The sequence below is a fragment of the Sediminibacterium sp. FW305-C-269 genome (genome assembly GCF_058231045.1).
In genome coordinates this window covers 172,903-185,933 of record NZ_JBIQXQ010000005.1, presented here as the reverse complement: position 1 = coordinate 185,933, position 13,031 = coordinate 172,903, and the positions used below count along the sequence as shown (strand labels likewise).

Here is a 13,031-nt window from a genome sequence, read left to right as displayed (position 1 = left end):
AGTTTTTATTGCGTTTGCTTGTTGTGATTGGTAGATTTATTTGATACTATATGAGAAAGAAAGACTCACATTGGTTCCGTATTTACGTGCGATTGAAATAGCATCCGCACCGCCTTTATCAAACTTGCCGTTGTTATTCAGGTCGTGATAGTAATAAGCTACCTGATTCAGCAGGTCTGAAATATTCAGTTTCAGCTCTCCTTTTCTTTTCAGCACTTTTTTAGCGATCTGGAAATCGATCAGCGCACGTGGATTCTCCCATACCGGAGGATATTCATTGCTGCCCACATACAGGATACGGCGGCCGATCTGGTTGAACAATAAAGTGGTACTTAAGCCATGCTTCTCTACATCATACTGCAAAGTGGCGTTGATGAGGTAAGGACTCTGACCCTGCATAGGACGGTCGAGGTTGGTACCTTCACTGGTAACACGGTTATAGATATAAGAGAAGTTACCCTGGAAAGTGAAGTTGCGTAAAGCATCTGCCACCACATCCAGTTTTTTGCGGAAATCCAGTTCCACACCATAACCAGATGCTTTATCGGCATTGATGTAGTTGAAAGTACTGGAGCTTCCGGCACCTGTCTGGTTAAAGTATAACTCGATCGGTTTGTTGAAATATTTATAGAACACACCCACTGTAAACAGTTCTCCCGCTCTTGGGTAAAACTCGTAACGCAGATCGGCATTGGTTACTTTGGTGCGCTGCAGGTCTTTGTTACCGGTAGTGGTGGCACCCAGGTCAAAATCGAAGAAAGCGAATGGGCTCAGCTCACGGAACTCAGGCCTGATCACGGTTTGTGAACCGGATAAACGCAGGTTGGTCTGTTCATTCAGTTTATACGTGAAATTGGCACCCGGTAAAAAGTCATCTACTTTGGTGTATACATAGCGGGGATCAGACTTTCTCACACTTCCCACCAACTGGTCAAAATTCTCCCAGCGCAATCCCCAGGTAGCACGCAGCTTGCGGCCTAACTGGTTATCGAACTGTAGGAAACCTGCGTTCAGGATGGTGTTGGCTATATAACGGTACTGATCGCCATAGATCTCGTTGAAGGCAAATTTGTTATCGAAACCGGTACCGAAATTTTGCGGACTGAACACCTGGTCTTCACTCAGCAAACGCAGAGAGGGGTTATCAGAAGGCAGGTAAATAGAGAAAGGTCTTGAATCGAACAAACGGTCTTTCACCTGTAACAGGTAGCCCAGTTTGACAGATTGTGTGCGGCCGCCCAGGGTGAAATTCTTGGCAATATCACCACCGGCAGTATATACATAATCGTTCAGGAAACCGAAGTAACGGCTACCGCTGCGCTGTGAGGTTTTGGAAGCGGATACCAGCAACAAATAAGGAGAACCCGGCACTACCACGTTCTGGTTATACTGGATACGACGCTGATCGGGAATATACTGGTCAAGGATGTTAAAACTGCCATACCAGTGAAATTTGGCTTTCAGGCCAGGCAGGTTATGATCGCCGGTTACCTGTGTATTGAAGAAAGTATTAGATTTCAGGGCCAGCTCTGTTGCACGGATATTTTCACCATTGATCGGGTCGTTCTCAAAATCCTTACCGGTACGTTTGGTGGTATAATCCGTTGCATTTACGTTCAGGATCGTTTTCCAGGAGATCTTGTGATTGGCGCCAAGCTGCAGGGTTACATTACCCAGTGCGCCCCATAATACATCCTGGCTGTATTTATCGTTGTAATAATCAAAGTTCAGACTTGCGGTTCCGCCGTTGATAGAATACAAGCGGTTTTCAAAATTGGTTCTTTTGAAGCTCTGGTTATAGGTCAATGCCAGTACCACACCCAGTTTGCTGCTGCTGCCCAGGTTCTTGTTGAATCCGCCGCTTACCTGGAAGGACTTATTGGTCACCGGGAAGAAGTTGGACGCATTTTTGTTAGTGCCCCAGATATTCGCGAACTGTTTGCCCAATTCGGTCTTTTGTGTCTGGTCAAGGCTGTTGAACACAGATTTGGTGGGCATACTGGCGGGCAGGCCACGGGTACCGTCGTCAAAACCCAGGAAATCCAGTTTACCGCCCTGGTACTGGTAAAAATCAGCACCTGCGGTCTGTGTATTGAAACCGGTTCCCAATTGTACGGTAAAGAAATTGCTGGAAGGGATGTCTTTGGTATTCACCTGAACCAGTCCACCCGCCCACTCACCGGGCAATTCGGGAACAAAAGCTTTGTTGATGATGATATTATCAATCATGGGTGCAGGGAACACATCGAAAGAGAAGGTTTTCCTGTCGGGTTCAGTGCTGGTGAGCAATACGCCGTTCAGCATAGCCTGGTTATAACGGTCGGCCAGACCGCGAACGATCAGGTATTTACCTTCCTGTACAGAGGTACCGGGAACCCTTTTCAGTACTTCGCTGGTGTTTTTGTCGGGCGATCTTTTAATGGCTTCGCCAGAGATCACCTGTGCAACGGCTGAGGTATTTTTCTGATAAGAAATAAGTGCATTGATCGTTTCACCCCTGGCGCTGGTATTACGGGCGGAAGCTTTTACCGTAACGGCTTCCAGTGCTTTGCCTGATTCTTCCAGGATCACGTTAACGGTCTCTTCCTCTTTTGCATTGGCAAGGCTGATATCCGCTACCACTTTGGTGGCATATCCTACATAAGAGAAGGTGAGGGTATATTTTTTACCCATTTCGGCAGTAAAAGCAAAACGACCATCCACATCAGTACTGATGGTTCCGGTAACGGCACCTGAGATCTTGATGGTAACGCCGGCCAGTCCTTCGTTTTTGCTGTTAGATACCTTACCGGCCACTTTGGCTTTTTGGGCTGCAGCAGAGAGGGATAGGATAGCAAGAACAACCAGGGTAGCAATTTTCTTCACGAACGATAATTTTAATGATGCAAAGGTGCCAAGGCTATGTTATGAAATTGTTACCGCCATGTTACCTACATATTAACAAAGCCTGAAATGCCCGCTGGTATTGAGTTTAGAAAGATTAAACCCGTCAGACCGATTTGTAAAACTTAACATAACACACTATGCATCAGTATATTAAATTCAAAAAAAATGCTTATATCCCGCAAATTAGGGGGGTGTGTCCTTGTAAAATAGAAGGGCAAGTTTTATAGTACTATACTATTGGAGATCCAGTGTCCGATAGGCTATAACAGGGACGGGGGCCATCAGGATCTTATGAATATTGTCTGCGAGGGTATTTGAGCACAGGAAAGTACCCTGTTTAACATGAGGGCACAGATCAATCAGGAACTTCTACGTTGCGATTCCTTTTATACCCTATCCCCCTCGACTCAGAGGGACTAATCGTTCAACCACCTAAATAATAAAAGCCGGTCTTTTTAGACCGGCTTTGCAGAGAGGAAGGGATTCGAACCCTCGATACGGTTTCCCGTATACACACTTTCCAGGCGTGCTCCTTCAACCACTCGGACACCTCTCTGTGTCTGATTTTCCTTAAACGTTGGTCTCATATGATGGTTTCCTGGACAAACCATCCGTTTAAAGGACTGCAAAAATAGCTTTTCAGCGTTAGCTACCGAATATTTTTTGGGCATTGGCTGTGGTAATGGCGGCCAGTTCCTCTACAGGCAGTTTTTTTACTTCAGCCAGACGATCCACAATATTTGCCAGATACGTGCTCTCATTGCGTTTGCCGCGATAAGGTACCGGGCTCAGGTAAGGAGCATCGGTCTCCAAAACCAGCCATTCTGTTCCGATATTGGCCAAAGCTTCGGGTAATCCGCTGTTCTTATAGGTCACCACACCCCCTATTCCCAGGTAAAAGCCCAGATCGGTGACCTGTTTGGCCTCAATGGCATTACCGCTGAAACAGTGAAAAATACCCCGGAGCCCCTTGGCAGCAAAGGGTTTGACCGCTTTAAGGGTCTCTGACATGGCTTTACGGGTATGGATCACTATGGGCAGGTTCCTGTCCAACGCCCATTGCATCTGGATGGCAAACGCTTCCTGTTGCTCGGATACAAAGGTTTTATCCCAGTAAAAATCCAACCCGATCTCCCCAATGGCCACAAAAGGCCGTTTATTCAGCCATTCTTCGGCAATGGCCAGTTCTTCGCGGTAATTGGCTTTTACATAACAGGGATGCAGTCCCATCATGGCCATACAAACCCCCGGATACTGCGCTTCCAGCGACAGCATACCCGGAATGGCCTCACTATCAATGGCCGGCAAATAAAACCGGCTAACCCCGGCCGCCCTGGCCCGTTCTATCATCTGGTCTCGGTCGGCATCAAACTCTTCTGCATATAAATGGCAATGGGTATCTATCAGTGTCATGCTGCAAAATTCCTTTTTAAAACGATACAATCCCAATGAGGGCTTTCACCAAAGAGGAGGATAGAAGAGATTTTACCGGGTTTTTAGTCGGTAACATACTAAAAGACAAGGGGTTGCCGTTTATATACCCGTGGCCCGACCGTATAGGGCCCGAAGATCCTGCGAAGCAATTAAACGCTGTTTTTATAGGGTACGGATTAAAAAGTGCCGGTGTTTCTACACCGGCATCCCTTTTTCGGGAACGGTCAGCGCAGCAAACCGGTAGCCGGCCTTACTGAAATGCGCCAGTACCCGGGGCAGGGCATATTGCATCCGGCTCCAGGCCTTGGTGCTATCGTGAAAAACTATGATAGAGCCGGGTTTGCTATGGTACAACACATAACCCAAACAGGCTTCGGGACTGAGGTTGGTATCAAAATCGCCACTGAGCACATCCCACATGATAATGTTGAGCCCGGGATGTTGTTGTTGCAGTTTTTGTTGCTGCGTTCGTTTGATACGTCCGTAAGGCGGACGGAACAGAGCAGAGTGGATGAGTTGAGCAGCATCGGCCACTTCCTTTTGATACACTTCATTACTTACTTTCCAGCCATTTACATGGTGCTGCGTATGATTGCCCACAGCATGCCCCTCGGACAGGATACGCAGGTAGATCTCAGGATATGCCGCCACATTTTTACCGATACAGAAAAAACTTGCCCTGGCCCCATACTGCTTCAACTGATCCAATACAAAAGGGGTGGCCGTTTCATGCGGACCATCATCAAATGTGAGATACAAGACCTTTTCCCTGGTCGGGATACGCCAGGTCAACGCGGGATACAACATGCGCAACAACCAGGGAGTTTTCACTAAATACATGGGATAAAGATACAGAACAGGCGGAGGGAATCATGAATATTGAACAAGGAACAGATGAATGTTGAATTAAAAATTATTTAATTGAACAGACGAATCTGCCTGGCGGCAGGCAGGCAAGGAACGGATGACTATTGACGTTAGAGGACTATCTGATTTTGCACTACCTGATCTCCGGCTTCGGGCATCAGCTAGCGTCTTCGGACATCCAATATCCAGTATCCAGTATGTAGTATCCAGTATCCAGTATCGAGCATCCAGTCCCCCCTTCGCCTGTTCCTTGCTCATCTGCTCATCTGTTCTGTATCTTTGTGCTATGAGTAAGAAAGTACGTGTTCGTTTTGCCCCATCGCCCACTGGCGGACTGCATCTGGGTGGTGTGAGGACGGTTTTGTTCAACTACCTGTTTGCCAGGCAGCATGGAGGTGATTTTATTTTACGGATCGAAGATACCGACCAGGGCCGTTTTGTGCCCGGCGCAGAAGAATATATCCTGAACACCCTGAAATGGTGCGGACTGGAACCCGATGAGAGCCCGGTACATGGTGGTCCTTATGCCCCTTACCGGCAGAGTGAGCGAAAAGCCAGTTACCGTCAATATGCCGAACAACTGGTGAAAGCCGGTCATGCCTATTATGCTTTTGACACACCGGCCGAGCTGGAAGAAATGCGCACCCGTTTTAAGACCGCAGAAAACCCTTCACCGCAATATAACCAGACCATCCGCCAGCAGATGCGCAATTCCTTAACGCTGGATGCCAAGGAAACGGAGCAATTACTGGCTGAAAATGTGCCACATGTGGTACGGATCAAAATGCCGGTGGATGAGACCATCCGCTTCACCGATATGATCCGTGGCGAGGTCTCTTTCCACACATCACAGGTGGATGATAAAGTATTGTTGAAAGCCGATGGTATGCCCACCTATCACCTGGCCGTGGTGGTGGATGATCATGCCATGAAGATCAGTCACGCATTCCGTGGGGAAGAATGGCTGCCCTCTGCACCCGTACACCTGCTGTTATGGAAATACCTGGGCTGGGAAGCCGATATGCCGCAATGGGCCCACCTGCCACTGATCCTGAAACCCGATGGCAATGGCAAACTCAGCAAACGGGACGGCGATCGTTTGGGTTTCCCGGTGTTTGCCATGGACTGGACGGACCCCAAGACCGGCGAGACCACGATCGGATTCAAAGAAAGAGGTTTCTTACCGGAAGCTTTTGTGAACCTGCTGGCCATGCTGGGCTGGAACGACGGTACCGATAACGAGATCTTTTCGCTGCAACAACTGGTAGAGAAGTTTTCCATTGAACGCGTACACAAAGGCGGCGCCAAATTCGACTACGAGAAAGCGAAATGGTTCAACCATGAGTGGATCAAACAATCTGCAGCGAGCCATCTGCAACCGGCAGTGAAAAATGAATTCGAACAAAAAGGCATACGCATTACCGATGAAACGTTACTCGCGAAAGTGATCGAACTGGTCAAAGACCGCTGTACCCTGTTACCCGATTTTGTGCAGCAGGGTGGTTTCTTTTTCCAGGCACCTGTTACAGTAGACACGGATGCCATCAAGCCCAAATGGGACGATAAGAAGAACCTGTTCTTTACAGAACTGGTCAGAGCTTATGAACTAAGCAGCACCTGGGACGCACATGGCCTGGAGAACGAGTTCAAAGAACTGGCTGCTGCCAATCATCTGAAACCTGGGGAACTGATGTTGCCATTCCGGGTAATGCTGGTAGGCGGCAAATTTGGTCCGGGCGTATTCGACATCGCAGCCCTGATCGGCAAAGCAGAGACCGTGAAACGCATCACGCATACCCTGAGCCTGCTACAATAACCAATAAGAATTTACCCATGACCGTGCCTTAGTGCCTTTGTGTGACTACATTATCTCCACACAAAGGCACTAAGGCACAGTTTGTTTGTTAAGGGTTAATTTTTATATCTTGTTATAAATCTTTCCTGATGAAGGCCCTGTCCAGACCTGTTTACATCATTGCCCTGTTTGCAGTGATCAAGTTCCTGATCCCCTTTCTGCTCATCCACCCGGCTTTTGAATTGCACAGGGATGAATTTCTGTACCTGGCCGATTCAGACCATATGGCCTGGGGTTATATAGAAATGCCACCGTTACTGGCTGTATTGGGCTGGTTAAGCAAACTGGCCGGCGGTTCCATTGGTACGGTCTATTTCTGGGGTGGTCTGTCGGGAGCGCTCACAATGGTTGTCATCGGAAAGATCGTACTCAGGCTAAAAGGCAACAGCACAGCCGTTTTGTTTGCCTGCCTGGCTTTTCTCTGCTCGGGTTTCCTGAGAATGCATATCCTGTTTCAACCCAATTTCCTGGATGTGTTCTTCTGGACCCTCAGCAGTTATTGTATCATTTGCCTGGTAGATAGCGGCCGTACCAAATATTTTTATTACCTGGGTATTTGCCTGGGATTGGGTATGTTGGGTAAATATTCCACTGCATTTTATATCCTGTCTTTTTCAGTTGCCATTGTCTTGACCGGTCAACGCAAATGGCTACGCAATCCGCATTTTTATGTAGCCATGTTACTGGGCATATTGATCTGTCTGCCCAACCTGTACTGGCAATACACGCATCAGTTCCCGGTATGGCACCATATGGACCTGCTTACCCGGCAGCAGTTGCAATACAATAACCGGAAAGATTTCCTGATAGACCAGTTGCTGATTTTATTGCCGGCGTTCTTTATCTGGATGGGAGGTCTATGGTATATCCTGATGAAGAAAGAAGGAAGGAAATATATGATCATCGGTTTCCTTTATATGGGTATCATCAGCCTGTTATTGTATTTTAACGGGAAGGGGTATTATGCTGCTGCCATCTATCCCACACTGATCGCTTTTGGTGGTATCTGGTTCTCACAACTGGTGAGCCAGAAATATACCGCTTGGTTGCGATGGGTAGCACCGGTTTTCATATTGGGTGTGACCCTGTTGGCCTTACCTGTGCTGATCCCCTATCAGTCGCCTGAGAAACTGGCCAATACCTACCGTGCCATGCATTGGGAGAACAGTCCCATGTTACGGTGGGAAGATCACCGGCAGCATGCTTTACCACAAGATTTTGCAGACATGCTGGGCTGGAAAGAAATGGCCGAAAAAACCGCCAAAGCCTATCACAGTTTACCCGATTCAGTACAACGGCAGACCATGATATACGGAGATGCCTACGGTCATGCTGCCTCGCTGAGCTTTTACAGGAAACCCTATCGGTTACCAGAGATCTATAGCGATGATGCCAGTTTTGTATTCTGGTTACCCGATCAATTTAACTACCGGTATTTCTTACTCGTTACCGATAAGATGCCCGAAGCAGATGATCGTTTTTTCAATCACTGGGGCAAACGGGGGATCCTTGATTCGGTTCAGAACCCGCTATCCCGGCAGCATGGCGACAAGATCATCCTGTACAGTTTTCCGGACGATTCTGTAAAGATCATCGCAGAAAGCAATATCCGCAGGGATAAGGCACAATTCAGGCATCGATGATATGGCAACAACATACCAGATGGTCGCTGTTTATCCCTGTTTCTCCATCATCTCCATCACCGGAAGCCAGTGAGTTTCGTACAGGTTCTGCAAATGCTGTTTATCGGCAGCCTCCAGCGTCACCAGGTGATCCGTATTCAGTCCCACATGTTCGGGTGTTCTGATACCGGGGATCACGGTGGATATTTCCGGGTAGCTGAGAATATAACTGAGGGCCAGTCCTGAGGCAGTTGTATGGTATTTTTCGCAAAGCGGCCATACCTGTTCTTTCAGGACCTGCAATGTAGCTTCTGTAATCGGCGGAACCACACGGTAGCTGCGGTGGTCATCGGCAGTGAATACTGTATCGGGTTTGATCTTACCCGAAAGCAGGCCAAACTGTAAGGGCATACGGGCGATGATCCCATACCCTTTTGCCGCTGCCTGGTGTATGATGGGCAAGGCCCTCTGGTTAATGAGGTTGAACACCAGCTGAAATCCTTGTCCGATCTGATTTGCCAAAAAGAAATCCGCTTCGGGAAAAGGATGGAATGTGATGAGCGAGATACCCCAGTAACGGATCTTGCCTTCTTTCTGTAATTGCTGCATGGCTTCTATGCATTCACCATTCTCCAGGTGCTGCATGCGCGCCACATGCAGCTGGTGAAAATCGATATGGTCACGCTTAAGCCGTTTCAGGCTGGCATCGCATGCTTTAATCACATAGTCCTTGGTATAATCGATCTCAATATTGTTATTAGTCCCCACCTTCTGCCCCACTTTGGAAGCGATCACCACATCATTCCGGTTGCCCAGGGTGTTACCCAGCAGTTCCTCCGAATGCCCAAGACCGTAGAAGTCGGCCGTATCAAAAAAATTGATGCCCGCATCCAGTGCCGTATGTATGGCAGCAGCGGATACCACATCATCAGACGGTCCCCAGCCAATCGGTATCTTTCCTACAAAAGCTGCGCCGCCAATGGCCCAGGTACCAAAACCGATCTCACTTACGGTGAGGTCTGTGTTCCCAAATTTCCGGTAGTTCATATGTTATGTCTGTTAGAATTGTAAACCTAAGTACAATTGAACTAAATTTACGGCATTGTTCCTGTTTAATTGAGCCAAATGAAAAGACCGATCCGAGTTTTAGTTGCCAAAGTGGGACTGGACGGCCACGATCGTGGTGCCAAAGTAATTGCTACCGCCTTGCGGGATGCAGGCATGGAAGTGATTTATACCGGCCTTCGCCAGACGCCCGAAATGGTGGTGAATGCCGCTTTGCAGGAAGACGTGGATGCCATCGGCATCAGCATACTCAGTGGCGCTCATATGACCGTATTCCCGAAAGTGATGGCACTGATGAAGGAAAAAGGAATGAATGACGTGCTGGTGACCGGTGGGGGCATCATACCCGAAGATGACATGCAGCAATTGAACGAAATGGGTGTAGGCAAACTCTTTGCCCCCGGAGCCGCCACAACAGATATTGCGGTGTATATCACCGATTGGGTAAAAGCGAATCGAAGTTTTTAATATCGATATCGGCACTCATCATACTTCCGGTAGACGAACCCGGTTACGTATAGAATAGATCCTGACACCTACCACGATACAGATGCAGATGAACAGGCCCAGATTATATTCAATACCCATTTTCTTCAGCAGGATATAAATGACACCTCCAATGGCACAGGCCGTAGCGTAAAGCTCCCCACGTTTCAACAGGTCTGGTTTTTCACCACAAAGGATATCGGCCAGTAACCCACCGAAGGTAGCGGTGACCACACCCATGATCACAGCATACCCATCATTGATGGTAAGAGCGATGCTCCGTTCAATACCCGTTACGGTAAAAAGTCCCAGCCCGATAGCATCGGTAAAGAAAATGGTTCTGCGGAAACGGATCTGGCTGGAGCGGATCATGGAAATGATGATTACGGCACCTACCACCAGGCCCAGAGCCAGGTAATCATTGATCCAGTTCACCGGATGTGCCCCTATCAACAGGTCGCGGATGGTACCACCACCGTATGCCGTGGCAAAAGCAATCACAAAACCGCCGAAAATATCCATCTGGTGGGTGCGGGCTTTCAGTGCGCCGGTAAGAGCAAACACAAAAATACCGCAGTACATGATGACCTGAATAAAATTCATACCCCAAATTACAGAAGAACAGTGACTAAGCGATAAGTTTTATCACGCAAAGAAACAGTCATTGCTGGCTGATATTTTCGCATAGATAAGCAGATCCGCTTCTGAATATCCATCGTAAAATCAAACGTCACGCGTAACTTTACATAAACCTACAGATCATGTATACCACATTACTCACTTCTCTCGAGAACAGCATATTCACGATTACCATCAACCGACCCGATAAACTGAATGCCCTGAACAGGGACGTATTTGCCGATCTGAACAAAGCCTTGGATGAGGTATACAACCATCCTGATATCCGATCTGTGATCATCACCGGTTCTGGTCCCAAGGCATTTGTTGCCGGTGCCGATATCAGTGAATTCAGCGGATTAACTGTGGAAGCCAGTAAAGCATTGGCCAAAGCAGGGCAGGATACGTTTTTCCGTATCGAGAACTCACCCAAACCCATTGTGGCCTGTGTGAATGGTTTTGCTTTGGGTGGCGGCTGTGAGCTGGCCATGAGCTGCCATTTCCGGATCGCATCTGATAATGCAAAATTCGGACAGCCCGAAGTGAACCTGGGCCTGATACCGGGTTATGGCGGTACCCAGCGACTGGTACAACTGATCGGCAAAGGACGCGCCATGGAATTACTGATGAGCGCCGGCATGCTGGATGCTGCCACTGCCCTGCAATATGGATTGGTGAACTATGTGGTGCCCCAGGAAGAACTGCTGACCAAAGCCAGAACGATACTGGAGCTGATCAATACCAAAGCCCCTATTGCCGTAGGAAAATGTATTGAAGCTGCCAATGCTGTTTTTGATGAAACCAGGAACGGCTATGAAGTGGAAGTGGCCGCATTTGGCCATTGCTTCGAAACCGGGGATATGAAAGAGGGTACCACCGCTTTCCTGGAAAAGAGAAAAGCGGTATTTACCGGAAAATAACCGAAACCTTTATCGGATCACTGACCTGATCTCTTCTGCCACCGGGTGTTCTGCCTGGAAGACCAGCCCCATCAGTTTCGCCATGGTTTGCGCAAACTGTTTCTGGTAAAGCAGCCCCTCGGTCTTTACTTCGCCCAGAGCGGGTGTATTGGGTCCCATGGCAGCAAACCAGATCTCATGTGAATCCTCTACGGATGTACCGTGTGCATTCCATTTCGATTTGGTTTTATCGCCCCTGCCATGATCTGTTGTGAACAGGATCGTGGTCTTATTGCGGTATTGCGGATCGCTCTGTACAAAATCCCAGATCTCCCGTAACCAGCCATCCACCCGGTTGGCTGCATCCAGGTAGGAACGGTATTCGCGCCCGTGCGCAAACTCATCCGTTTCACCGTAACCGATGAACAGCACTTTGGGTTTACGCGTTTTCAGGTATTCCATGGCGCCGTAGTGCGTGAACACATCAAAACATTCTTCCGGCCAGGCCCGGTGCGAATGATCGAGCATGGTATTGAGTAGTTTTTCATTGGCAGTAGGATTCTTTCCGCCAAAATGCTCGTAGGCGGCCACCACCGGCACACCGCTTTTCTGTTCAGGCAAGATGCGGTTGAACACACCCCAAGCACCAAAAGCAGCCACTTTCCCTTTCAGGCCTGGCTGGCGGTTAAAGAATTCCAGGATGGTGGTATTGGGATTATCGGGATAACGGTTACTGTTGATGGCCGTATCCACATACCCGCACATGATCTCAGCGTAACCCGGATAAGAGATGCGGTAAGGATTGGATACCTCCACTTTATTGCCCAACCAGCGATTCCCGTATACCTGTCCATGACTGGCCAGGGTATTCCAGAAAAAGGGCATGAGTTTTTTACGGCGTTCGCCGGCATCCTCCGACCAGAAGCGGGAGAAGATCCGCAGGCTGTCTTTCTGGTTATATGCTTTATCCGCTGCCAATACCGGATCCATGCCGCCAAACAGTTCCTGCCAGCGAAAACCATCTGTGGTGACGATGATCAGGTTCTCTGTTTGCTGTGCACGGGATACAAAAGGGATCAAAACAATTGCGAGGATGCCAAAAAAATGTCTCATAAAACGGGTGGTATGGAAAGAGGTAAGAAAAGCGCTATGCTGTATGCGAATATACTGATCAAACGCAAAAGCCTTTACCCGTTTCACCGGCTGTAAAACCGGATACACCTGTTTCCCCCGCCGGTATGCTGGTAAGATATCTCCGATTTCACAGATTGGGGTATAATGACGCAGATATTTACAGCT

Annotated in this window: 10 protein-coding genes and 1 tRNA gene; 4 read left to right on the top strand and 7 right to left on the bottom strand. The window is 48.3% G+C overall.

Going from position 1 to position 13,031, the window contains the following annotated elements:
- Positions 1–36 precede the first annotated feature (36 nt).
- From ACH3Y6_RS15520 to ACH3Y6_RS15505, 4 genes are all read right to left on the bottom strand, one after another.
- Complete coding sequence (locus ACH3Y6_RS15520) at positions 37–2,865, bottom strand: outer membrane beta-barrel protein (RefSeq protein WP_490836541.1); 2,829 nt, start codon at positions 2,863–2,865, stop codon at positions 37–39.
- Between the two features lie 490 nt (positions 2,866–3,355).
- A tRNA-Ser gene (locus ACH3Y6_RS15515) sits at positions 3,356–3,442 on the bottom strand.
- An 89-nt stretch (positions 3,443–3,531) separates the two neighbouring features.
- The gene (locus ACH3Y6_RS15510) at positions 3,532–4,299 is read right to left on the bottom strand and encodes a TatD family hydrolase (protein ID WP_490836540.1); all 768 of its coding nucleotides are present in this window, start codon (positions 4,297–4,299) and stop codon (positions 3,532–3,534) included.
- Between the two features lie 216 nt (positions 4,300–4,515).
- A complete protein-coding gene (locus ACH3Y6_RS15505; protein WP_490836539.1) occupies positions 4,516–5,160 on the bottom strand; it encodes a polysaccharide deacetylase family protein in 645 nt (214 codons plus the stop codon).
- 313 nt (positions 5,161–5,473) lie between these two features.
- On the opposite strand from ACH3Y6_RS15505, the gene gltX reads away from it, so the two are divergent.
- A complete protein-coding gene (gene gltX, locus ACH3Y6_RS15500; RefSeq protein ID WP_490836538.1) occupies positions 5,474–7,003 on the top strand; it encodes a glutamate--tRNA ligase in 1,530 nt (509 codons plus the stop codon).
- 128 nt (positions 7,004–7,131) lie between these two features.
- Positions 7,132–8,685 (top strand): glycosyltransferase family 39 protein, encoded by a 1,554-nt coding sequence (locus ACH3Y6_RS15495; protein ID WP_490836537.1) that lies wholly within the window; start codon positions 7,132–7,134, stop codon positions 8,683–8,685.
- Between the two features lie 30 nt (positions 8,686–8,715).
- Here ACH3Y6_RS15495 and ACH3Y6_RS15490 read toward each other — a convergent pair whose 3' ends face one another.
- Positions 8,716–9,711, bottom strand: a complete 996-nt coding sequence (locus ACH3Y6_RS15490; protein WP_490836536.1) for an aldo/keto reductase — start codon at positions 9,709–9,711, stop codon at positions 8,716–8,718.
- 78 nt (positions 9,712–9,789) lie between these two features.
- Between ACH3Y6_RS15490 and ACH3Y6_RS15485 the strand changes: the two genes are divergently transcribed.
- On the top strand, positions 9,790–10,197 hold the full coding sequence (locus ACH3Y6_RS15485) for a cobalamin B12-binding domain-containing protein (RefSeq protein ID WP_490836535.1): 408 nt from the start codon (positions 9,790–9,792) through the stop codon (positions 10,195–10,197).
- Positions 10,198–10,215: 18 nt separating this feature from the next.
- Here the strand turns inward: ACH3Y6_RS15485 and ACH3Y6_RS15480 are convergent, their stop codons facing one another.
- The gene (locus tag ACH3Y6_RS15480; protein WP_490836534.1) at positions 10,216–10,818 is read right to left on the bottom strand and encodes a trimeric intracellular cation channel family protein; all 603 of its coding nucleotides are present in this window, start codon (positions 10,816–10,818) and stop codon (positions 10,216–10,218) included.
- Positions 10,819–10,976: 158 nt separating this feature from the next.
- Between ACH3Y6_RS15480 and ACH3Y6_RS15475 the strand changes: the two genes are divergently transcribed.
- Positions 10,977–11,753 (top strand): enoyl-CoA hydratase/isomerase family protein, encoded by a 777-nt coding sequence (locus ACH3Y6_RS15475; RefSeq protein ID WP_490836533.1) that lies wholly within the window; start codon positions 10,977–10,979, stop codon positions 11,751–11,753.
- A 9-nt stretch (positions 11,754–11,762) separates the two neighbouring features.
- Here the strand turns inward: ACH3Y6_RS15475 and ACH3Y6_RS15470 are convergent, their stop codons facing one another.
- Complete coding sequence (locus ACH3Y6_RS15470) at positions 11,763–12,845, bottom strand: hypothetical protein (protein WP_490836532.1); 1,083 nt, start codon at positions 12,843–12,845, stop codon at positions 11,763–11,765.
- Between the last annotated feature and the right edge of the window lie 186 nt (positions 12,846–13,031).